We start from the raw sequence: 20,755 nt of genomic DNA, 5'->3' as shown, positions 1-20,755 counted from the left end.
GCTGGCGTCAAGCATTTTGTTGAAATCACGCGAAGCTTGAAACCATATACGGGGCAATAGGTTAGCTCTGTTTCATGCCGTTCGCAGAGGATGCGGCATTGTGGGCTGGGAGCCACATAAGAGCCTGGAGAAAGAGAGTCGAGTCGCGTTGCAGCGATGGAGATTGCCAATGGCTGGCAGGCTTGTTCAGTCATCTTAGCCGATTCCCTCGCAGCCTATCCAGAACGAAGAACGCGCAGCGTTGGGCTGCGCGTTCGAGGGATGGTCAGTCTGGTTCCAGTGCATCTTCAGCTTGGCTTCGGTGGCACGGCCTTGCTGCCGTTTCCTTTCCTGAATCCCCGATCCCCCGCCATGAACGCCTCCAGCATGTGCGGGATCAGCGTCGAGGCATCGACCGCCTCGCCATACGCCTGCGCATGCAGCGCGGCGTAGCGGTCGAGATCGGCTTTCAAGCTGGCCGGGCAAGCGAAGGTCAGCTTGACGCTTTCGGTCTTGGGTAGCGGCCCCAGCCGCAGTTTCTTGGTCGTGCTCATCGAGAAGTCCCCTTGTTGAAGAACAGCGGCTGATAAGGCCGTAGCACCAGATCGCGGTTGACGATGATGCGCACCGGCAAGCCGGGGCGGCTGGTCAGCGTGGGTTGGATGTTGAGATTGCGCCGGGTCACTTCCTGGCCGACCTGGTTCACGGTGTCCTGCAGGCTGTCGCGCCCGGCGATGATGACGCGATCGCCGTCCTGGCGGTTCTCAGGTGCAGCCAGTTCGGCACCGACACCCAGCAGCGTGGTCAGCACGGCACCTGCAAAGATCCGATCCCAATGCCAGTCCACGTTGTCCTCCAGACCGGCATAGCCTGCCGGGTCGGTGCCGATCAGGTTGTCGAGCGTGAGTGATGACGTGTCGGGCAGGATGATGCGATTCCACACCACCTGCACGCGGCTCTGGCCGTAGCTGACCTGGCTGTTGTACTTGCCCAGTATGCGAGATCCCTGCGGGATCAGCAGGAACTTGCCAGTGGCCGTGTCGTAGATCGGTTCCGTCACCGTGGCGATCACGTCGCCCGGCAAGTCGGACTTGATGCCCGTGACCAGTGCCCCGGCAATGACCGTTCCGGCCATCACCTGATACGGCGAGGTGGGCATTTGCAGGTTGCCGGAGTTACGGGTTTCCGTAGAACCGCCTGTCAGGAACGCCTCTTTCTGGTCTTGCCGGTTCTGCACGGCAGTCGGATCAGCAGGCTGGGCCGCCGTCGAGGCCGGGCCAGCGGCCAGTGGATCGAAAGCGGCATTGGCGGCGAAGCCCGGCGCGGCAGCGACTTGCGACTGCGCCACGGGCGCGGCCTGCGGGGAGCCGGTGCGGAAGAACACCGTTGAAGCTGCCGCCGCTTCTGCTTCCTTGTGCAGCGCATCGTTGGGGTCGTAGCCGGGCGCGGCATAGGTGGCGGCGACCGGCTGCTGCGAATTGACGATGGCCGGCCCCAGATCACCCGGTAGCGGTGGCCCCAGCTCCGGCACGTCGGGCGGCAGCGCTGGCAACTTGGAATAGTCGGCAGGAAGTTGGTCGAGGCCTTCCGAGCGCGATACACGATCCACGTTGTACAGTTCGGTGGATTCGCCCGCGCCGCGTTGCTGCGGTTGCAGTGACCAGATCAGCGCGCCCATCACGCCAACCGACAGGCCGCCAGCGAGGATGGCCAGCGTGCGTCGGTTCAGACGCGTGACCGGGCGCGGTTGGGCGCGCAGCGCCACCGCCTCGGGTGCCATCTTGTCCGCCTGCGGCGTGGCAAGGTCGGGAGTGTCGTCCTGGCTCATGCTCAGTTCCTCCCGACGATGCCATCCGCGCGCTCGATGCGCACCATATCGCCCTTGTCGGCCCCCAGGCGCAGTTCTGCTGCACCGAACAGGCGATCCACGATGTAGTACGGCGAGCGGAAGCGATAGTTCACCAGTTGCCCGTCGCCCTGTGCGCCGATGACGAACAGCGGCGGCAGCTCGCCCTGGGCGATGCCTGCCGGGAACTGGATATAGACCTTCTCGCCATCATCAAAAGCGCGCAGCGGTTTCCACGATGGATTGCTGCCGCTGATTGCATAGCGAAAGCGGATGTTATCCAGCGACAAGCCTGCATCGACCGGCGCGGCAGCGTTGGCGGCTTGGGCTTGGCGCCGCAAGGCCAGCATTCGGTCTTTCGGGTAGTCCCAGGACACCGACGCCATCCATGCCTTGTCGGTCGAAGTCAGTTCCAGCAGGTACGTCCTGCGGCTGGTGGTAATGACCAGATTGGTCTTCAAGCTGGAACGGATAGGCTTGACCAGCACATTGACGCGCAGATCGGCCCCGCTGCCGCTGGAGGTGTCACCGACGATCCAGCGCACGGTATCGCCCGCAGCGACCGTCACCAGTTCCTCGCCAGGCTGGAGCGCGATCACCGTCACGCGACCTACTGACGCATAGACCTGGTACAGCGCGCCATCGCTATACGGCCAGACCTGGATCGCATTGACATAGCCTTCGCGCGTCGGAGCCACCCGTGCCTCGGCATTGGCTTTCGAGACACGTACCGTCTCATCAGCCGGTTCAGGCGCAGGCTTCGCATCCTTTTCCTCCGGCACTGGCTTCAACTGCTCAGGCAATGGCAGTGGCTCTGCAATAGTGACCACCTCGATCGGCACAGGCATTTCCGGCAAAGGCTCCGCCTGTACCGGCTCATCCAAGGAAATCACTGGCGGGGGTTTGCCCTGCGTGGCGCAGCCGGCCAAGGCCAGCACGACAAGCGGCAAAGCGTAAAAACGGAAAGGCACATTCATGGCTTCACTCCTTCAGACGAATCCAGTTCACGGCTCCACGACAGGCCATTGACGTAGATGCCCAGCGGGTTGCGGCGCAGGCGTTCTTCGGTGCGCGGGGTCTGCTGCACGATGGACACCACCGCCGTCCATCGCTCCAGCCCGGCAGCCGCGCCATTGACGTAGCGGCGTTCCGTCCAGCGCACGTTGAACGACGCATCACTGGCGCGAACCACGCTGGTGATCTGCACCGTCACCGACTCCTTGCCGATGCGGGCGAACGGGTCATTGGTGCGGGCGTAGTCGTTGAGCACCGCCGCGCCCCGGTCGGTGGTGTAGTCGTAGGCATCCAGCCAGTTCTGGCGCACGACGATGGGGTCGATGGACAGCGAGCGCACCAGCGTCACGAAGCGCGCGATGTGGTGCGCGGTCTGCGCATCGGAGGGCCGGTACGGCGTGGCCGCTTCGCCCACGGTGCGCACCTGGCCGGACTGATCGACCTCGATGACATAGGGCGTAACGATGGACTGGGCCGAGCGCCACACCAGGCCGCCGGCCATCAGTAGCGCGAGCACCAGGCAGCCGAAGGCCATCAGCCGCCAGTTCTTGGCCTGCACGCGGGCCGAGCCGATGCGCTCGTCCCACACCTGGGCGGCGGCTTGATACGGGGTGGCAGGCTGTGGCGTATCGGCATAACGCACCTGCGGTCGTTTGAATCGCATGGAGTTCTCCTTGAAAGTCAGCTATCGGAATCCCGCAGGCTCGGGCCTTGGCCCGAACCGCCGCCGTCACCACCGCGCAGCGTGTGCGCGGCAGTGGTGGTGGCCTGGGTGAGTTGTTGGCGGCGTTGCAGGCGCTTGGCCCAGCCGGGTTGTTCCTGCTTCTGCGCGTTGGCCGTGTTGCCAGCGGCATCGCCTGCGGCGGCTGGCCCAGCAGTGCCGCCGCCTGAGCCGCCATCGGCACCAGAGCCTTGCCAGCCTGCTTTGAATGGCGCGGCCGCCTTGGCTGCCGCTGCCTTGATGCCAGCACCGGCGCGTTGGCCTGCCGTCTGTGCGCCGCCCTTGGCAACACTGCCCAGCCCTGCCACTGCACCCTTGGCCCCGCCGCCCGCAGCGGCAGAACCGGCCTGAAAGGCCGACTTCGCGCTGCCAGCCGCCGAGGTCGTGGCCCGTGCGCCAGCCCCGGCGAGCTTGGCGGCAGCCGGTGCCATGCGCGCCCCGGCCATCACCGCACCGCCCACGCCGGTGGCGGCGGCACCTACGGCAACCGCCGCACCTGCGGTACCAACGGCGGCACCAGCCATCGCGCCGGCACCAAGCTGCGGTGCGCCGGATACCAGCCCGGTGGCAATACCAGGGCCGAAGATCCCCAATGCCAGCAGCGTCAATGAGGCCAGCATGATGACCACGGCATGGTCGATGGACGGCTCGGCTGGTTGCACCTGGAACTCGGCGAACAGGCCCGATCCAATGCCGACGATGACGGCCAGCACCAACACCTTGATGCCCGATGACACCACGTTGCCCAGCACCTTTTCGGCGAGAAAGCTGGTCTTGTTCCACAGCGCAAACGGCACCAACACGAAGCCCGCGAGCGTGGTCAGCTTGAACTCGGTCAGCGTGATGAAGAGCTGAATCGCCAGCACGAAGAAGCACAGGATCACCACCGTCCAAGCCAGGAACATGACCACGATGGGCATCATGTTGACGAACACTTCGGGAAAGCCCGCCATGTCGCTGATCTGCTCAAGGATCGGCGCCGCCGCGTCGATGCCGGTCTTCGCCAGTCGCCCCGGTTGTAGGAATTCGCCCATGCTCATCGTCGAGCCGCTGGCTGTCAGGCCCAGGCCCGCGAACGAGCGGAAGACGATGCTGGCCAGCCAGTTGAAGTTGTTGATGATGTACGCGAAGGCACCGACGTAGAGCACCTTGCGCAGCAACTTGGCGATCACGTCATCGCCCTGGCCGGTGGCGTGGCTCATCGCCCAGTACAGCCCGGCAATCGTCATGTCGATGACGATCAGCGTGGCGGTCAGGAATGCCACTTCGCCCTGCAGCAGCCCGAAGCCCGAGTCGATGTAGCGCGAGAAGGTAGCGAGAAATCGGTCGATCACTGTCACGTCGTTCATGGCACGTCCCCCTCGAAGGGCATGGCGTCCTGGTTACTGGAGGGCGTGTCGAAGCTCGGCTGGATCGGCGGCAGATCGGCCAGCGTGCGGAACTCGTCAGGCCCGGTTTCACCGGCGAAGAAGCGCAGCCGGAAAGCATCGGCCGCGGCCAGGCAGGCGTCCTCGTCTGCGGCCGTCCTGTCGGCGGCACACTGCGCATGCAATGCCTTGAACCGCACAGGATCGGCGGCCAGGGCAGCGGCTAGGTCTTCGGTCGGCTGCTGGCCGCAAGCGACCAGCAGCACGGGCAGCAGCAAGAAAGCGCATCGCATGGCCGTCTCCCGTCAGTTGCCGTAGAAATCCACGCGCTGCGGCGTGTAGGGCGTGCCATCACCCAGGAAACGGCGCGTTACTTCCCGGCCACGTTCGACAGCCGCTGCTTGGCGTGCCAGTTCCAGCGCGGCGGCGCGTTCCTGCGTGATCTGGAGCTGCTGCGCCTGGATCGACTGCTTGGTCTGCAGGGCCAGAAGCTGGTTGGTCGCCTGCATGGCTTGCAGCGCGCCGGTTGCTGACTGACTCTGGCTGACCAGATCGGACAGTGCGCTTTCGTCTTGGGCCAGGTTCTGCGACACCTGGGCCTGCATCCGCATCGCGGTATGCAGACCATTCAAGGTGTTCTTCCAGCGCTCCTGCGCGTCGCGTAGCATCTGGTCGCCGCTCACGGTCGCGGCGTACTGCTCCGGGTACAGCCGGGCGAAGGTGGCATCCATGCTCTGCACGTCATAGGCCAGACCGCGCGCCTCGGCGATCAAGCGCTCGGTCGTGGCGAGCGTCGAGCGCAAGCGATTGACGATGTTGAAGTCCAGATTCGCCAGATTACGCGCCTGGTTCATCAGCATCTGGGCTTCGTTCTGAAGCTGGTTGATCTGGTTGTTGATCTGCTCCAGCGTGCGCACGGCGGTCAGCGTGTTCTGCACGAAGTTCGACGGGTCGAACACTGTCAGCGCGGATGCGGGCTGAACGGCCAGCAGCGACACCGACAGCACGGCGGCGAGCGAGGCGGACAGCAAACGGGGCTGGGTCTTCATGGTGAAACCTCCGGTCGTTGAGAAGCGAGGAAGGACGCTGCTGCCGGTGAGGACGGCAGCAGGTCGGCGGCCCAATCGAGGCCGCGATGGCGCAGCCACGCGCCGGCAAATCCCGGTGTGCCGGCGTCCAGCAGCACGCGATCCATGTCGCGTTGGTCTTGCGGGATGGAAGCCCCGGCAAAGGCCAGCGTGGCTGGCCCCAGGTCGAGGTCGAACAGGCGATTGCCCAGGCGCGATTGGTAGTAGTAGTCACGCTTGGGCTGCGCGGTCGCCACGATCTCGATCTGGCGCGCGTTCAGCCCAAAGCCTTCGTAGATCGTGCGAATCTGCGGCTCGGTGGCCTGCGGGTTAGGGAGAAAAATCCGACTGGCGCAGCTTTCGATCACTGCCGGGGCAATGCTCGAATCCTTGATGTCGGCCAGCGACTGGGTGGCAAAGATGACGCTCACGTTCTTCTTTCGCAGCGTCTTCAACCATTGCCGGATGCGGGCGGCAAACACCGGGTCATCGAGGAACAGCCAGGCTTCATCGAGTATCAGCAGCGTGGGTGCGCCGTCGAAGCGTTCATCGAAGCGGGCGAACAGGTAGCCCAGCACGGCCAGCACCGCCGCCTTGCTGTGCATCAGCTCTTCCATCTCGAAGCCCTGCACGCTGCCGGAGCCCAGTCGGTCGGCATCGGCGTCCAGCAGCTTGCCGTGGGCACCACCCAGCACATAGGGTGCGAGCGCCTGGCGCAGTGCGTTTGATTGCAGCAGTACCGACAGGCCCGTCAGCGTGCGTTGCTCCGCTGGCGCACCGGCCAAGCTGCCTAGTGCCGACCAGATCGCAGCCTTCTCGTCCGGGCCAATGACGACACCTTCATGCAACAGGCGGCCTTCCACCCATTCGGCGGCCCAGGTGCGGTAGCCCTCCTGGTCGATGCGGGCCAATGGCTGAAAAGCAATCGCCCCGTCATTGCCGAGGTCGTAATGCTCGCCGCCCAGCCCGAGGATGGTGGCGCGCATCGAGCGGCCCATGTCGAAGGCGAAGATGCGCGAGCCGGGATAGCGGCGAAACTGCATTGCCAGCGTGGCGAGCAGCACCGACTTGCCCATGCCGGTTGGCCCGGCGACCAGCGTGTGGCCCACATCGCCGATGTGCGTCACCAGCCGGAACGGCGTCGCGCCATCGGTGCGGGTGACGATCAGCGGCGGGCCATCCAGATGCGCGTTCTTCTCCGGCCCGGCCCACACGGCGGACAGCGGCATCATGTGCGTCAGGTTCAGCGTCGAGACGATGGGCTGGCGCACATTCGCGTAGGCGTTACCGGGAATGGACGACAGCCAGGCATCCACCGCGTTCAAGGTTTCGGGATGGTGACGAAGCCGCGCCCCTGAATGACGCGCTCTACCATGCGCAGCTTCTCGTCGGCCACGGCAGGGTCGGTGTCGAGCACTGTCACGGTAGCCGTCAGGTAGCCGAAGGCCACCTGATCGCTGCCCAGTTCTTGCAAGGCGGCGTCTGCATCGGCGGCCTTGTTGTTGGCGTCGGTATCGACCAGCGGGCTTTCCTGCTGGAAGATCGTTTCACGCAACAGCGCGACGACATTCTTGCGCTTGGCGAACCACTGGCGACGCAGGCGTCCAAGCTCTTTTTCCGCTTCGGCTTTGTCGAGGCAAAGGAACCGGGTTGCCCAACGATAGCCGAAGCCCAAGCGGTTGAGGTCGTCCAAAATCCCCGGCCAAGTCGAGGTCGGAAAGCCTCGCACCGACACCACGCGCAGGTGCTGATCGCCCAGCATGGGTGCCAGACCACCGACCAGCGCGGAGTCGGCCAGCAATGCGTCGATGTGGAATGGCACCTCGGGTACGCCGACGCGGTAGCGCCGCGTGGACACCGTGGCGTGCAGGTAAGTCAGTGTCTGGCTGTCATCGAGCCAGGCAATCTCCGGCATCACGCCGTCGAGCAGGTCGAACACGCGATCCGTTTCCGCCACGAAGGCTTCCAGCCGACCCTGCCAGTCCACGCCATCGCCCGGCGCATTCTCATAGAGCATCTTGGCGGCACGGGCGCGGGATTCTTCTGGTGGCAGGTAGGCCAGCGTCAGGTGATAGGCGCTCTCGTAGTGGTGGCCGGATTCCTCGAAGGCTGCACGGCGTTCTTCCTCCACCAGCCAGGACAACGGCTCGGGGAAATCGGAACGTGGATAGCCCGCCGCTGCGCAGCGCTCGGCTTCGATGAACAAGGCCCAGCCCGACCCCAGGCGGCGCAGTGCGTTGTTCAAGCGTGCCGACGTGGCGATCAGCTCGCCTTGCGTGGCGCTGTTCAGATCCGGCCCGCGAAAATGTGCCGTGCGCTGGAACGAGCCATCCTTGTTCAAGACGACGCCCGGCCCGATCAGCCCGGCCCAGGGCAGCCAGTCGGCCAGCAGTGCGGGCCGCTGGCGGTATTCGGCAAGGTTCAGCATGTCGGCACTCCCCTATGCGTCCAGCAGCGGCTTGTGCTTGATGTGCCGGGCGAAGACCTGCATGAACTGCGGATCGACGCGCGCGCCCCAGACCGCCAGCGAATGGCCGGCGATCCAGAGCACCACGCCGGGAATCCACAGTTGCAGGCCCAGCCCGACGGCGGCGGCCAGCGTGCCGTTGGCAATCGCCACGGTGCGCGGCGCACCGCCCAGCAGGATCGGCTCGGTCAGCGAGCGATGCAGCGGCACTTCAAAGCCCGGAAGATCGGTGGCCGTGCTCATACGACGGCCCCGCCGGAGAAGCTGAAGAACGACAGGAAGAAGCTCGAAGCCGCGAAGGCGATGGACAGGCCGAAGACGATCTGGATCAGCTTGCGAAAGCCGCCACTGGTATCGCCGAAGGCCAACGCCAGGCCGGTGGCGATGATGATGATCACCGCGACGATGCGGGCTACCGGCCCCTGGATGGATTCGAGAATGGATTGCAGCGGGCCTTCCCACGGCATTGAGGAACCGGCGGCCTGCGCCGTGCCCGCCAGCAACAGCATCAACACCGCGAGCAGCAACCCTTGTCCTGCGGGTCGGGCCAGGCGATGCAAACGCGCCAGCATGGGCAGCGGGGAAAGCGGGTTTACAGAAAGACGGAAAGCATCAACGTGCGTCATGGCAGTTCTCCAGGTTGTTCAGGGATCGAGGAAGGCGTAGCGGCAGCGGCTGTAAGAGGAACCGGCGGCAGCTCGGGAAGCGTCGCTTCCAGCGCATCCGCCAGGCGGTAGCCCGCGCCGTCGAAACCGACGACGCGGGAAATGGTTTCGACGTGGCGCTTGCGGCCGCGGCCTGCGATGTGGATCACGACATTGACCGCCTCGGCGATCAGGGCGCGGGGCGGATTCACCGCCACTTCGAGGATCAGTTGCTCCAGGCGCAGCAGCGCGCCCAACGCGGAGCCGGCATGAATGGTGGCGATGCCGCCGGGGTGGCCGGTGCCCCAGACCTTCACCAGATCCAGCGCTTCGCCGCCGCGCACTTCGCCGACGATCACGCGGTCGGGCCGCAGGCGCATCGTGGCCCGCACCAGCTCGGTCATGGACACGACGCCGGCGCGGGTGCGCAGCGGCACATGGTCGCGGGCCGCGCATTGCAGTTCGATGGTGTCTTCGAGCACCAGCACGCGGTCGCCGGTGGCGGCGATCTCGGCCAGCAAGGCATTGGCCAGCGTGGTCTTGCCGGTGCTGGTGCCTCCGGCGATCAGGATGTTGTGCCGCTCGCGCACGGCATGACGCAGAAACTCGGCCTGCCCAGTGGTCAGGATGCCATCAGCCACATAGCGATCCAGACCGATGATGCTCACGGCACGCTTGCGCAGCGCAAAGGCCGGGCCGGGTGCGGCGGGCGGCAGGATGCCCTCGAAGCGTTCGCCGGTTTCAGGCAGTTCGGCGGTCAAGAGCGGTTGGCCGCGATGCACCTCCGCACCGACATGGGCGGCGACCAGGCGGATGATGCGTTCGCCATCGGCTTCGGGCAGTTCGACGCCGAGCGGCGCACGGCCAGACGACAGCCGATCCACCCACAATGTCCGGTCGGGGTTGAGCATCACTTCCACCACGTCCGGGTCTTCCAGCGCAGCGGCGATCACCGGCCCCATCGCCGTGCGCAGCATCTGGATGCGGCGATCCTGGGATGCTGCAGCGGATGAGCGCGGTTCGGGCGGGATTTGAGGAACGGCACTCATGACGCACGCTCCGCAGTGCGTTCATGGGCGGCGGCCATCGCGGCCGCGTCATCCATGCGCATCTCGAACTCACGATCCTGGGGATGCAGTTCTTCCACCACGTCCCGTACCAGGCTGCGGCCACGCAGCAGGTGGCGGCCTAACTGTTCGACGAACTGCTCGAAGCGCGCCTTGCCCTGCGCGCGAGCCGCATCCTGATGGGCCTCCGGCACCGGCGTGCTGACGGTCAGGTAGTAGCGGACGAATAGCGCCAGCGTCTCGATCTGGATGTTCTGGTCACGCTCCAGGCGCTCGGCCTGCCGCGACAGGCGATCCAGTCGTTTGGCGATGGCGGCCTCACGCTGGTCGCCGGCATCGGGTGACAGCCAGGACGCCAAGGCAGCGGCGACGATGCTGGACTTTGACACGCCTTTCTTCGCGGCCAGCTCGTCCAGACGCTTGGCGTGCTCGTGCTGGATGAACAGGTTCAATCGGTATTGGCTCATATGTCGATTCCGTCGTTGGGGTCGAGAGATGCCAGCCGCGCCGTGCGTTGCAGGGCGGGGTCGAACTGGCCGGGAAGCAGCGGGGGCATGTCGTCGTCATCGAGCAGCGCCAAGTCGCTGGGCGTGTAATCGGGTTCGGGGTCGTAGGCGACGGTTTCGGACAGCTCGGGCTGACGGCGGGGGCCGCCGTCGTCGGAGCCACCCAGGTCATCGGCAGATGCCGTGGCCTGTGCCGCAGGCACGGCCGGGATCGCCAAACCGCTCCAGTCATCGGGACGTGCAGGCGGCACATCGGCATAGCGGCCTGCCGTTAGCGCAGGCGGCGGCAGTACCCGCTGCTTGAAATTGGCATCAGCGTAGTAGCGCAACTTCTTGGCCTTGATCGGCGCGACGCTGGACACCATCACCACTGATTCGTCTGGCGCAAGCTGCATGACTTCGCCGGGCGTCAGTAGCGGCCGCGCCGTCTCTTGGCGGGACACCATCAGGTGGCCGAGCCACGGCGCAAGTCGATGGCCTGCGTAGTTCCGCTGCGCACGCAGTTCGGTAGCCGTGCCCAGCGTTTCGGAGATCCGTTTCGCCGTGCGTTCGTCATTCGTGGCGAAGGTCACGCGCACATGGCAGTTGTCCAGAATCGAATGGTTCTGCCCATACGCCTTGTCGATCTGGTTGAGCGACTGCGCGATCAGGAAACTGCGGATGCCGTAGCCGGCCATGAAGGCCAGCGCCGTCTCGAAGAAGTCCAGGCGCCCCAGAGCCGAGAACTCGTCGAGCATCAGCAACAGCTTGTGGCGGCGCTCAATGCCGTCGCTGCCATCGAGCGACTCGGTGAGCCGTCGCCCGATCTGGTTGAGGATCAACCGGATCAGCGGCTTGGTGCGGCTGATGTCCGAAGGCGGCACCACCAGATACAACGACACAGGGGATGCAGACGCGATCAGATCGGCGATGCGCCAGTCGCAGCGCGACGTGACTGCGGCCACGGTCGGATCACGGTACAGGCCGAGGAACGACATGGCGGTGCTCAACACGCCGGAACGCTCGTTGTCCGACTTGTTGAGCACTTCGCGGGCGGCGGACGCGACAACGGGATGCGGTACATCTCCAAGATGCCGCGTGGTCATCATCCGATGCAGCGTCAGCTCGAACGGGCAAGCCGGGTCACTGAGGAAGTTCGCCACGCCGCGCAGCGTCTTGTCCTCTCCCGCGTAGAGCACATGCAGGATCGCGCCGACCAGCAGCGCATGACTGGTCTTCTCCCAGTGGTTGCGCTTCTCCAGCGCCCCTTCGGGATCGACCAGGATATCGGCGATGTTCTGCACGTCGCGCACCTCGTGCGCGCCGCGCCTCACTTCCAGCAACGGGTTGTAGGCCGCCGAACTGGCATCGGTCGGGTTGAACAGCAGGCAGTGGCTAAATCGACTGCGCCAGCCAGCGGTGATCTGCCAGTTCTCGCCCTTGATGTCGTGGATGACGGCGGATGCCGGCCAGGACAGCAGCGTCGGCACCACCAGGCCCACACCCTTGCCCGAGCGCGTGGGCGCAAAGGTCAGGACGTGTTCCGGCCCTTCGTGCCGCAGGTAGTGGCCGTCATGCTGGCCGAGAAAGACGCCGGCGGGCTGCGTCAGCCCGGCCTTGCGAATGTCGGCGACATCGGCCCAGCGGGCCGAGCCATAGGTCGTCACTTTGCGCGCCTGGCGCGAGCGCCACACCGACATGGCGATGGCGACCACCACGGCCAGCAGGCCGCTGCTCGCCGCGATCATGCCGCCGGTGTCGAACACCTGCGGCGCGTAGGCGTCGAAGAAGAACCACCACTCGAACAGCTTCCACGGGTAATAGACCGGCGTGCCGTGGAAGTCGAACCAGGGCGCGCCCAGGCGTAGCTGGTAGCCCAAGGCGGCGGCGGTCCATTGCGTGGCACCCCACACACCGGCGATCACGATGCCGAAGACGGCGGCGATCTGCCCGAACAACACGCCCTGAGCTTGCATACCCTGGCCTCCGATTTCTCCTGCGCTGATTCCCCGTGGAAAACGCGGCACAAAGGCGTGCCGCAGGCGTCAGGATCGGTGCCGGTTCAGTGCCGGTCAAAGACCGTTATCGGCAGCAAGGTGATGCAAAAAGCATGGTGTCATGCAGAGGCGAAACCAGTAAAAACGCCGCAGGCGTGAGCGCGCGGCGGCGTGTCGAGAAAGAAAAAATCGGGTATCCGGAATTTCTGGTTGATAAAATGCCAAAGATGTAAAGAAGAAAATCTTTCTCAGCGGATTATCTGATTGATCCTCTTCAGCCTACTCTACTGCCAATTTTCTGTTTCCACCTTCGCCTGAGTCTTCATAGCGATGCTGACTAGGGAGGACAGCGAGAGCTGGGCAAGCGTCAAAGCGGTTCTGGTTCATGCGCAATCCGGACACCTGCACAACATTCCTCTTGTAAGAAACCGATCAAATTCTCTAGGTGCCCATACTCGGGTATACAGACAATCGTGCGGCTATGTTTCTCCTGCCGGATCAGCCCTACCTTGGCCATGCGCGCAAGGTGATGTGATAGCGTCGAAGCAGGAATACCCAGCCCCTTCTGGATATCTCCGACCGAAGCCCCATCATGGCCAGCTTTGACCAGAAAGCGGAACACGGACAGTCGGTGACTATTCCCTAGCTCAGCTAAGCTGGCTGCAACCTTTTCGTGATCCATAGCACGCCCCAATAATTCGATGTTTCTAGAATTATAGTTGACAGGTCGGATAAACGCAAGTAGGCTGCGTACATCATTTCGACAATACTAGAAATATAGGAGTAATATTGAATGTCATCTCAACTCCAAGACGCTCTAGGCATGTTCGCCTTTCTCGCTATCGAGCTATCGGTTTTATTCATTGGCATTAGCTTGCTGGTCGGAGTTCTTCAACGTCACATCCCACCATCCAAGGTGGAAGCGTTACTGACTTCCAGTGGGAAGCGAGGCTATTTTCTTGCTGCTGGTTTAGGAGCTATAACGCCCTTCTGTAGTTGCTCGACTATCCCCATGTTGAAAGGGTTGATTCGGGCACGGGCCGGTTTTGGGCCGATGATGGTGTTTCTTTTCTCATCTCCGTTGCTGAATCCTATCGTCGTCGGCCTGCTGGTTGCCACGTTTGGATGGACACTTACTGCTATCTATGTGCTCGCCGCTTTGGTGGTCGCGGTAGGTGCCGGATGGCTGCTTCACACGCTTGGCTTCGAGCGTTATGTGCGCCGGACGGCGACACAAGAGAGCAGTGGATGTAGTTCATCAGCAAGCCCGTGCAGTGCTACATCGACCGCATCGAGTTGCGGCACCAACAGCTGCGACACCACTCCGAAGACGGCTTCTTGCGGGGCTGATAGGAAGACAACAGTCTCTACGTCTAGCGAATGCTGTGACAGTCAACCCACTGTCACGGTTAAGAAAGAAGGGAAGTACAGTGGTGTGTGGCGGGAAGCTTGGTCGGACTTTATCGATGTGTTGCCTTACCTGCTCATCGGTATTGCGATTGGCAGCGTGATCTATGGTTTCATGCCCACTGACTTATTGGAGCAGTATGCAGGCCCAGATAATCCCTTTGCCATTCCAGTTGCCGCTGTCATCGGCGTGCCGTTGTATATTCGCGCTGAAGCCGTCATACCTCTGGCAGCGGCTCTGATGGCCAAAGGCGTGGGTGCCGGGACGGTGCTAGCGTTGATCATCGGCAGTGCCGGAGCCAGCCTGACTGAGCTCATTCTGTTGCGCTCTTTGTTCACGCTGAAGCTTTTAGCGGCGTTTTTAGCAGTCATTTTTGCTATGGCGATGATTGCCGGTTACGCCACCTACCTGTTTTTCTGATCAAGGCGGGAGATGATTAATTCGTTAAGCCTTCCTGGGTACCAGTTGGTGGATTCTGATGAGCAGAATGAAGACATACATTTTCGGCTTGAAGCACCTACACCAGTAGCCTGCGAGGGGTGCGGCGTGCAGGGTGAGTTCGTGCGGTTCGGCAAGCGTGACGTTCCCTATCGTGATCTGCCCATCCACGGCAAGCGGGTCACTCTCTGGGTGGTCCGCCGCCGATACACCTGCCGGGCCTGCAAGACAACATTCAGGCCCCAGCTACCGGAGATGGTGGACGGATTCCGTATGACACTGCGGCTGCATGAGTACGTGGAGAAGGAATCCTTCAACCACCCCTACACCTTTGTGGCGGCACAGACCGGCCTGGACGAGAAGACGGTGCGCGACATCTTCAACGCCCGCGCCGAGTTCCTGGGGCGCTGGCACCGCTTCGAGACGCCCCGCATCCTGGGCATTGACGAGCTATACCTGAACAAGCGCTACCGCTGCATTCTGACCAACATTGAGGAGCGAACCCTGCTCGACCTGCTGGCCACCCGCCGCCAGGACGTGGTGACCAACTACCTGATGAAGCTGAAAGACCGGCAGAAGGTCGAGATCGTCAGCATGGACATGTGGAACCCCTACCGGGCAGCGGTCAAGGCTGTGCTGCCCCAGGCCCGTATCGTGGTCGATAAGTTCCATGTGGTGCGCATGGCCAACGATGCCCTAGAGAGAGTGCGCAAGGGCCTCAGAAAGGAGCTGAAACCGTCCCAGAGCCGGACTCTCAAGGGAGACCGGAAAATCCTGCTGAAACGCGCTCACGAAGTCTCAGACCGGGAGCGCCTCATCATGGAGACCTGGACAGGCGCGTTCCCGCAACTGCTGGCCGCCTACGAGCACAAGGAGCGCTTCTACGGCATCTGGGACGCCACCACACGGCTCCAGGCAGAAGCCGCCCTGGACGAGTGGATAGCCACCATCCCGAAGGGCCAAAAGGAAGTCTGGAGCGATCTGGTCAGGGCAGTGGGAAACTGGCGCGAAGAGACCATGACCTACTTCGAGACGGACATGCCCGTCACCAACGCTTACACGGAGTCCATCAACCGACTGGCCAAGGACAAGAACCGTGAAGGGCGCGGTTACTCCTTCGAGGTGATGCGGGCACGAATGCTCTACACCACGAAGCACAAGAAGAAGGCACCGACTGCGAAGGTCTCTCCTTTCTACAAGAAAACCATCGGTTACGGACTGCCGGACTTCGCAGAGGAACTCAACTACGGAGTCGATCTATCAACCATCTGATAATGGTATCAGGTTGGTGGGGTAAAGGTGCCCCATCAACCATTAAATCCGTATACCCTGGCCGGCAACCCGGCACTGGCCAACGCCAGCGGCCTGCATACTGCCCGAATCATCCTGATGGTGACCTTCGCCAGTGGCGCCATCGCCGGCCTGGGCGGCGGCCTGCTGTCATTGTCCACCGGTGCCTACATCAACTTGGGGCACGATCTGCTCCTGTCGGTGTTCGCTGCGGCCATCCTCGGCGGCCTTGGCAACCCTATGGGTGCGGTCGCCGGAGCCTTGTTGATTGCCTTCACCGAAACCTCACCAACCTGAATTTCGGTTGGCTGGTGGGCCGGGAAATGGCTTTCTTGCCGGTCTCCTACATCAGCGGCGCGGCCTTCCTGATCCTGCTACTGGCATTGCTGTTCAAGCCCTACGGCCTGTTCGACCGGGAGGTGCGCCGTGTTTGATTTCCTGGTTTCCGCGCTGACCTTCGCCAGCCTCTATGGCCTGATGGCTCTGGGGCTCAACCTGCAGGCCGGCTATGGCGGCCTGCTCAATTTCGGCCACATCGCCTTCGCCGGCCTGGGCGCCTACGGCACCGGCATCGCGGTCCAGGCTGGCTATTCGCCATGGCTCGGCATGGCCTTTGGTGTTCTTCTTGCCATGGGTTTGGGCGGGTGCGTGGCCCGCCTAGGGCGCAAGCTGGCTTCGGACTACTGGGGTATCGCCACCCTGGCAATTGCCGAAATCCTGCGCGTGGTGGCGACCAACGAGGGCTGGCTTACCGGTGGTGCGCAAGGCATCGGCGCGATCCCTACGCTGTTCGACGGCGTGGCATTTCTGTTGATGATGCTGGCGCTGCTGGGGATCGCCACGCTGCTCTGCCAGCGCCTTGCCGATGGCCGTTTCGGCCGTGCCCTGCGGCTGATGCGCGAAGAACCCCAACTGGCCGCCTGCATGGGGTATGACCTGACCTCACTGAAGTCGCGGGCGATCATGGCCAGCGCTGCGCTAACCGCCATCGCCGGTTCGCTGTACGCCCACTTCATGAGTTATGTCGGCCCCGACTACCTACTCGCCTCCGAGACGTTCCTGCTCTGGACCATGTTGATGATCGGTGGCCTGGGCAACCTGCGTGGCGTTTTGCTGGGGGTGTTCCTGGTACAGGCCGCCTACAGCCTGGTGCCGTTCGCCAAGGACTACCTGGGCTTTGACTCCGACCTTGCCGGCGCTCTGCGCCTGGGCCTGATCGGCGCGATCCTGCTGGCCTGCCTGATGTGGCGCAGTGAAGGCCTGATCCCTGAAAAAGTAAGGAAGATTGCATGAGTACGTCCCGCGAATACCTGCTCAGCGTGCAATCGGTAGCTAAGGCCTTTGGCGGCAACCAGGTGCTGCGTGACGTGAGCTTCAACGTGCAGCGCGGCGAAATCGTCGGCCTGCTCGGGCCCAACGGCTCCGGTAAAAGCACCTTGCTCAACTGCATCACCGGTTTTGAAGCGGTGGATGGCGGCGCCATTGCGCTGGGAGCGCGGCGTATCGAGCGCTTGCAGGCTCACCGTATTGTCCGCCACGGCATTGCCCGGACTTTCCAGCTGCCTTCCATGCCCACCAAGATGTCGGTCATCGAAGTGGCGATGGCAGCCTGCACTCGTCAGCACGGAGTGCTCGCCACTCTGCTCGGCCTTCCGGCGCTGCGCCGGGCCGAGGAACAGGCGCGGGCCAAGGCCGAGCGGCTGATCGATGAGTTGCTGCTCAGCCCTGTGCGCGACCTGCCGGCTTCGGCGCTGTCGGGTGGGCAGAAGAAACTGCTGGGCATTGTTTGCGCTTTGATGGGCGAGCCCGAGTTGGTGCTGCTCGATGAGCCTACCGCCGGAGTGCACCCCAATCTGCGCCGTGACCTGGTAGAAGCGCTCAAGCGCCTCAATGCCCAAGGCATGACGCTGGTGATCGTCGAGCATGACATGCACTTCATCCGCGATGTCTGCAGCCGCTGCGTGGTCCTGGACCGCGGCGAGATTGTCGCCAGTTGCAGGCCGGACAAACTGGCCTCCAACGCGCGGGTGATTCAGGCATACCTGGGTGGCCGTCACAGCCCGCAAGCCCTCGAGGAGAACGCGCCATGATTGAAGTGAGGGACGTCTTCGCCGGTTACACCGCCGAGGTGGACATCCTGCGCGGCATGACATTGCATGCCGAACAGAAGGAAATCGTTACCTTGCTGGGCCCCAATGGTTGCGGCAAGAGCACCTTGCTCAAGACCATCGCTGGTTACCTACTGCCGCGCAAGGGGCAGGTCCTGCTGCAGGGACAGGACGTGTCGCGGGTACCGGTGCATGAGAAGATCCGCCGCTGCCGGCTTGGCTTTGTGCCGCAGACAGACAACGTGTTCGCCAGCCTCAGCATCCGCGAAAACCTCCACGTGGGCGGGCACTACCAGCGCCCCCAAGACAACCAGCTACGTATCGATGAACTGTGCGCGGCCTACCCAATCCTGGCAAAGAAGTTCAACGCACCTGCGGCGTCCATGTCCGGTGGTGAGCGGCAGATCCTCGCCCTGGCCAGGGCGCTAATGCCCAGGCCCAGCCTACTGCTGCTCGACGAACCCTCGGCGGGCCTGTCGCCCAAAGTGCTGCTGGAAGTGTTCGAAGCCATCCAGCAGGTCCGCGATCAGGAAGGCGTGACCATCCTGATGGTGGAGCAGAACGCGATGGAGGCGCTGCGCATCTCCGACCGCGCCTATGTGCTGTCGATGGGCAGTGTGGCGTTGACCGGCAATGCTCGGGAACTGATGCACGACCCGCAAGTCAGCGAACTGTATCTGGGGAGCGGGTCGCCTGAGACTCTGCCGACATTCGCGTCCTCGCGCTCCTGGGGCCGCGAATGTAGAGCGTGTTTGGCCGCGCAGGGTTTACTGCGCGGCCCTTTTTAGGGCCTTGATGATGAAGTTCAGCTACAAGATTTTGTTGGCCGCTGCCCTGGTCGTGGTCAGCGCCTTCGCTTCGTTCACCCTGTACAACTACATCTTGCAGAAGCGCCTGTTGGCTCGAGAGCTGCAAAGCCAGCTGCGCGAGGTTGGTGGCCTAGCCGCCGACAGCGTTCACAACTGGCTTGGCGGACGAGTGCTACTGGTCGAAAGCCTGGCACAACGCTTGGCCACCGATACCAGTGAGGTCGCCGTCGAGCAGGCCCTTGGCCAGGATGTGCTGAGAAAAACCTTCAACATGGTGTATCTGGCGCGCGCCGATGGCAGTTTCAGCATTCGCCCGCAGCAGGATATGCCCGTCGGCTATGATGCCCGCCAGCGTGACTGGTACCAGCGTGTGCAGGCGCGCAACGACAGCGTCCTCACCGAGCCCTATGTCAATGCCGCTACCCAGGAAATGATCATGGCCGCCGCTGCCCCGGTGGTGCGTGCCGGCGTGTCGCTTGGCGTGGTGGGTGCGGGAATACCAATCGATACCTTGGTCCAGATCATCGGCAGCGTCGACCTGCAGGGCAAAGGCTATGCCTATCTGGTCAATGGTGCCGGGAAAATTCTGGTGCATCCCCAGACTGACCTGATCAACCGTCGTCTCAACGAACTGGACTCGGCGCAACCCCTGCAAGTCAGTCGTGATCTGCAAGAGCACGAGGTCAATGGCCTGGTCCGCATTGATACCTTCGTCCCGGTACCGGAGTTGCCGGGTGCCGACTGGTATGTCGGGCTCTCAGTGGATCGTGACCTTGCTTACCAGCAGTTGCACGACTTCAGCGGTTCGGCGTTGATCGCCATGCTGGTGTCAGTGCTGCTGGTGATGCTGGCCCTCGGTGTGCTGCTGCGTTTGCTGCTAAAGGCGCTGCTGCGCATGATGGTCGCCATGCAGGACATCGCTGCCGGTGAAGGCGACCTTACCCAGCGCCTGCCTGCCACTGGCCGAGATGAGCTGGCCCAGCTGGCTCAGGCCTTCAACCTTTTCGTCGAACGCATGCAGCGCACCATCGGGCTGGTCGCCAATGGCAGTGTCGGCGTCGATGAAGGTGCGCGCAGCCTGGTCCAGGCCAGCCAAGCTACCCTGCGCCAATCAAGCGAGCTGGTGCAGCGCAGCGACACCGTTACCGCTGCCATCGAGCAGTTGGGTGCCGTTGTACAGGAAATCGCCGGTAACGCCGCCAATGCTTCAGTGCAAAGTGCCGCAGCCCGCAGCCCGCAGCCAGGCCGAGCACGGGCAACTTGTTCTCCGCGAGGGCTCCATGGCACTTGATGCGCTTGCGGCCCAAGTCGAAACTGCCCGCGCGAGCATGGAGCAACTAGGCGGCCAGACCGAGGCCATCGGCCGCATCCTCGAAGTGATTCACAGCATTGCCCAACAGACCAATTTGCTGGCACTCAACGCAGCCATTGAGGCTGCGCGAGCAGGGGAGTCTGGCCGGGGGGTTGCGGTAGTGGCGGACGAGGTGCGGCAATTGGCACATCGCAGCCAGGGGTCGGCCCAGGAGATCCATGAAATGATTGAATCTCTTCAAGTCGGCGCCCAAGCGTCGATTGCCTCAATGGTTGCCAGCCATCGGCACACCGAGCACAGCGTCAACGTCATTGCTCAGGCCTGCAGGGGTATTGATGCAGTAATCGATCGTTTGGCCGATATCGATGAAATGAACCAGTCCGTAGCTGCCGCCACGGATCAGCAACGCGCGGTGGTCGAGTCGATCAGTCGCGAAGTGGGCGAAATTGCTACGCTGAATCAGCATGTCCAAGTGGGGCAACAGCAGAATTTGGACGTTTGCAAAATGATGGATGCTAGATCGGGTGAATTGCGCCAAATGGTGGCAAGCTTTTGCATCAAGCGTTAGGGGGGCGAGGGCTTATGGCAGTGTGATTACACCGCGTCGCATCATTCGCGGGCAAGCCAAAGATTGCTGTTGAGCCCAATGGCAGCATCACGTCCTGAGGAAGTCAGTCACGTCGGACCGCTTTCGCCCCGTAGCCGCCAGTGGCCAAAGGCAGCAATCAGCAAGAAG

22 protein-coding genes and 1 pseudogene are annotated in these 20,755 nt (G+C 63.1%); 9 read left to right on the top strand and 14 right to left on the bottom strand.

Translation table 11 applies throughout. The annotated features are described in order from the left end of the window. Positions 1–287: 287 nt before the first annotated feature. The 13 genes and pseudogenes from CSV86_RS22885 to CSV86_RS22825 all read right to left on the bottom strand — a co-directional run bounded on the left by CSV86_RS22885 (position 288) and on the right by CSV86_RS22825 (position 12,633). Positions 288–533, bottom strand: a complete 246-nt coding sequence (locus tag CSV86_RS22885) for a DUF2274 domain-containing protein (RefSeq protein WP_009398072.1) — start codon at positions 531–533, stop codon at positions 288–290. Then, the gene (locus CSV86_RS22880) at positions 530–1,807 is read right to left on the bottom strand and encodes a TraB/TrbI/VirB10 family type IV secretion system protein (protein WP_009398074.1); all 1,278 of its coding nucleotides are present in this window, start codon (positions 1,805–1,807) and stop codon (positions 530–532) included. The genes CSV86_RS22885 and CSV86_RS22880 overlap by 4 nt, the downstream gene beginning before the upstream one ends. Before the next feature lie 2 nt (positions 1,808–1,809). Beyond that, positions 1,810–2,802, bottom strand: a complete 993-nt coding sequence (trbG, locus tag CSV86_RS22875) for a P-type conjugative transfer protein TrbG (RefSeq protein WP_009398076.1) — start codon at positions 2,800–2,802, stop codon at positions 1,810–1,812. Then, on the bottom strand, positions 2,799–3,503 hold the full coding sequence (gene trbF, locus CSV86_RS22870) for a conjugal transfer protein TrbF (protein WP_009398078.1): 705 nt from the start codon (positions 3,501–3,503) through the stop codon (positions 2,799–2,801). Before trbF ends, trbG begins: the two co-directional genes overlap by 4 nt. 17 nt (positions 3,504–3,520) lie before the next feature. Beyond that, positions 3,521–4,909, bottom strand: a complete 1,389-nt coding sequence (trbL, locus tag CSV86_RS22865) for a P-type conjugative transfer protein TrbL (RefSeq protein ID WP_009398079.1) — start codon at positions 4,907–4,909, stop codon at positions 3,521–3,523. Continuing rightward, positions 4,906–5,220 (bottom strand): hypothetical protein, encoded by a 315-nt coding sequence (locus CSV86_RS22860; protein WP_009398080.1) that lies wholly within the window; start codon positions 5,218–5,220, stop codon positions 4,906–4,908. Before CSV86_RS22860 ends, trbL begins: the two co-directional genes overlap by 4 nt. Before the next feature lie 12 nt (positions 5,221–5,232). Beyond that, on the bottom strand, positions 5,233–5,976 hold the full coding sequence (gene trbJ, locus CSV86_RS22855; protein WP_009398081.1) for a P-type conjugative transfer protein TrbJ: 744 nt from the start codon (positions 5,974–5,976) through the stop codon (positions 5,233–5,235). Further along, positions 5,973–8,422 (bottom strand): annotated as a pseudogene (gene trbE / locus CSV86_RS22850) (conjugal transfer protein TrbE). Before trbE ends, trbJ begins: the two are co-directional and overlap by 4 nt. A 12-nt stretch (positions 8,423–8,434) precedes the next feature. Further along, complete coding sequence (locus tag CSV86_RS22845) at positions 8,435–8,704, bottom strand: VirB3 family type IV secretion system protein (RefSeq protein WP_003462917.1); 270 nt, start codon at positions 8,702–8,704, stop codon at positions 8,435–8,437. Next, on the bottom strand, positions 8,701–9,087 hold the full coding sequence (locus CSV86_RS22840) for a TrbC/VirB2 family type IV secretion system protein (protein WP_022960600.1): 387 nt from the start codon (positions 9,085–9,087) through the stop codon (positions 8,701–8,703). Before CSV86_RS22840 ends, CSV86_RS22845 begins: the two co-directional genes overlap by 4 nt. Then, positions 9,084–10,154 (bottom strand): P-type conjugative transfer ATPase TrbB, encoded by a 1,071-nt coding sequence (trbB, locus tag CSV86_RS22835; RefSeq protein ID WP_022960601.1) that lies wholly within the window; start codon positions 10,152–10,154, stop codon positions 9,084–9,086. Before trbB ends, CSV86_RS22840 begins: the two co-directional genes overlap by 4 nt. Then, positions 10,151–10,639, bottom strand: coding sequence for a ribbon-helix-helix protein, CopG family (locus CSV86_RS22830; RefSeq protein ID WP_008294937.1), 489 nt, complete (start codon positions 10,637–10,639; stop codon positions 10,151–10,153). Before CSV86_RS22830 ends, trbB begins: the two co-directional genes overlap by 4 nt. Beyond that, positions 10,636–12,633 (bottom strand): conjugal transfer protein TraG, encoded by a 1,998-nt coding sequence (locus CSV86_RS22825; RefSeq protein ID WP_008294936.1) that lies wholly within the window; start codon positions 12,631–12,633, stop codon positions 10,636–10,638. Before CSV86_RS22825 ends, CSV86_RS22830 begins: the two co-directional genes overlap by 4 nt. A gap of 35 nt (positions 12,634–12,668) precedes the next feature. Between CSV86_RS22825 and CSV86_RS22820 the strand changes: the two genes are divergently transcribed. Further along, positions 12,669–12,887: a hypothetical protein gene (locus CSV86_RS22820; protein WP_170395007.1), complete on the top strand. Its 219-nt coding sequence runs from the start codon at positions 12,669–12,671 to the stop codon at positions 12,885–12,887. Between the two features lie 134 nt (positions 12,888–13,021). On the opposite strand, the gene CSV86_RS22815 is transcribed toward CSV86_RS22820, so the two are convergent. Continuing rightward, complete coding sequence (locus CSV86_RS22815; protein ID WP_000349485.1) at positions 13,022–13,336, bottom strand: ArsR/SmtB family transcription factor; 315 nt, start codon at positions 13,334–13,336, stop codon at positions 13,022–13,024. A 141-nt stretch (positions 13,337–13,477) separates the two neighbouring features. On the opposite strand from CSV86_RS22815, the gene CSV86_RS22810 reads away from it, so the two are divergent. From CSV86_RS22810 to CSV86_RS22775, 8 genes are all read left to right on the top strand, one after another. Beyond that, entirely contained in the window at positions 13,478–14,482 is a 1,005-nt protein-coding gene (locus tag CSV86_RS22810) for a permease (protein WP_040363373.1), read from the top strand. Between the two features lie 12 nt (positions 14,483–14,494). Next, positions 14,495–15,772: an ISL3 family transposase gene (locus CSV86_RS22805; RefSeq protein WP_000610830.1), complete on the top strand. Its 1,278-nt coding sequence runs from the start codon at positions 14,495–14,497 to the stop codon at positions 15,770–15,772. Positions 15,773–15,799: 27 nt separating this feature from the next. Beyond that, a complete protein-coding gene (locus CSV86_RS22800; RefSeq protein WP_205346356.1) occupies positions 15,800–16,087 on the top strand; it encodes an ABC transporter permease subunit in 288 nt (95 codons plus the stop codon). 129 nt (positions 16,088–16,216) lie between these two features. Then, entirely contained in the window at positions 16,217–17,083 is an 867-nt protein-coding gene (locus tag CSV86_RS22795; RefSeq protein ID WP_009394387.1) for a branched-chain amino acid ABC transporter permease, read from the top strand. After that, positions 17,080–17,880 carry an ABC transporter ATP-binding protein gene (locus CSV86_RS22790; RefSeq protein WP_009394385.1) on the top strand — a complete coding sequence of 267 codons (801 nt, stop codon included), beginning with the start codon at positions 17,080–17,082 and terminating at the stop codon, positions 17,878–17,880. Before CSV86_RS22795 ends, CSV86_RS22790 begins: the two co-directional genes overlap by 4 nt. Then, positions 17,877–18,686, top strand: coding sequence for an ABC transporter ATP-binding protein (locus CSV86_RS22785; RefSeq protein WP_009394383.1), 810 nt, complete (start codon positions 17,877–17,879; stop codon positions 18,684–18,686). Before CSV86_RS22790 ends, CSV86_RS22785 begins: the two co-directional genes overlap by 4 nt. 10 nt (positions 18,687–18,696) lie before the next feature. Then, a complete protein-coding gene (locus tag CSV86_RS22780; protein ID WP_009394381.1) occupies positions 18,697–19,998 on the top strand; it encodes a cache domain-containing protein in 1,302 nt (433 codons plus the stop codon). Continuing rightward, complete coding sequence (locus CSV86_RS22775; protein ID WP_411910972.1) at positions 19,910–20,587, top strand: methyl-accepting chemotaxis protein; 678 nt, start codon at positions 19,910–19,912, stop codon at positions 20,585–20,587. The genes CSV86_RS22780 and CSV86_RS22775 overlap by 89 nt, the downstream gene beginning before the upstream one ends. Positions 20,588–20,755: the final 168 nt, after the last annotated feature.

The sequence above is a fragment of the Pseudomonas bharatica CSV86 genome (assembly GCF_000319305.2).
Lineage (GTDB): Bacteria > Pseudomonadota > Gammaproteobacteria > Pseudomonadales > Pseudomonadaceae > Aquipseudomonas > Aquipseudomonas bharatica.
The sequence above is the reverse complement of the archived record's forward strand: the minus strand, read 5'-3'. Positions and strand labels throughout refer to the sequence as shown.

Excerpts from the sequence above, each read along its gene's own strand:
- CSV86_RS22885 (WP_009398072.1), bottom strand. The coding sequence starts at position 533 with ATGAGCACGACCAAGAAACTGCGGCTGGGGCCGCTACCCAAGACCGAA.
- CSV86_RS22880 (WP_009398074.1), bottom strand. The coding sequence starts at position 1,807 with ATGAGCCAGGACGACACTCCCGACCTTGCCACGCCGCAGGCGGACAAG.
- trbG (WP_009398076.1), bottom strand. The coding sequence starts at position 2,802 with ATGAATGTGCCTTTCCGTTTTTACGCTTTGCCGCTTGTCGTGCTGGCC.
- trbF (WP_009398078.1), bottom strand. The coding sequence starts at position 3,503 with ATGCGATTCAAACGACCGCAGGTGCGTTATGCCGATACGCCACAGCCT.
- trbL (WP_009398079.1), bottom strand. The coding sequence starts at position 4,909 with ATGAACGACGTGACAGTGATCGACCGATTTCTCGCTACCTTCTCGCGC.
- CSV86_RS22860 (WP_009398080.1), bottom strand. The coding sequence starts at position 5,220 with ATGCGATGCGCTTTCTTGCTGCTGCCCGTGCTGCTGGTCGCTTGCGGC.
- trbJ (WP_009398081.1), bottom strand. The coding sequence starts at position 5,976 with ATGAAGACCCAGCCCCGTTTGCTGTCCGCCTCGCTCGCCGCCGTGCTG.
- CSV86_RS22845 (WP_003462917.1), bottom strand. The coding sequence starts at position 8,704 with ATGAGCACGGCCACCGATCTTCCGGGCTTTGAAGTGCCGCTGCATCGC.
- CSV86_RS22840 (WP_022960600.1), bottom strand. The coding sequence starts at position 9,087 with ATGACGCACGTTGATGCTTTCCGTCTTTCTGTAAACCCGCTTTCCCCG.
- trbB (WP_022960601.1), bottom strand. The coding sequence starts at position 10,154 with ATGAGTGCCGTTCCTCAAATCCCGCCCGAACCGCGCTCATCCGCTGCA.
- CSV86_RS22830 (WP_008294937.1), bottom strand. The coding sequence starts at position 10,639 with ATGAGCCAATACCGATTGAACCTGTTCATCCAGCACGAGCACGCCAAG.
- CSV86_RS22825 (WP_008294936.1), bottom strand. The coding sequence starts at position 12,633 with ATGCAAGCTCAGGGCGTGTTGTTCGGGCAGATCGCCGCCGTCTTCGGC.
- CSV86_RS22815 (WP_000349485.1), bottom strand. The coding sequence starts at position 13,336 with ATGGATCACGAAAAGGTTGCAGCCAGCTTAGCTGAGCTAGGGAATAGT.
- CSV86_RS22810 (WP_040363373.1), top strand. The coding sequence starts at position 13,478 with ATGTTCGCCTTTCTCGCTATCGAGCTATCGGTTTTATTCATTGGCATT.
- CSV86_RS22805 (WP_000610830.1), top strand. The coding sequence starts at position 14,495 with ATGATTAATTCGTTAAGCCTTCCTGGGTACCAGTTGGTGGATTCTGAT.
- CSV86_RS22790 (WP_009394385.1), top strand. The coding sequence starts at position 17,080 with ATGAGTACGTCCCGCGAATACCTGCTCAGCGTGCAATCGGTAGCTAAG.
- CSV86_RS22785 (WP_009394383.1), top strand. The coding sequence starts at position 17,877 with ATGATTGAAGTGAGGGACGTCTTCGCCGGTTACACCGCCGAGGTGGAC.
- CSV86_RS22780 (WP_009394381.1), top strand. The coding sequence starts at position 18,697 with ATGAAGTTCAGCTACAAGATTTTGTTGGCCGCTGCCCTGGTCGTGGTC.
- CSV86_RS22775 (WP_411910972.1), top strand. The coding sequence starts at position 19,910 with ATGCTTCAGTGCAAAGTGCCGCAGCCCGCAGCCCGCAGCCAGGCCGAG.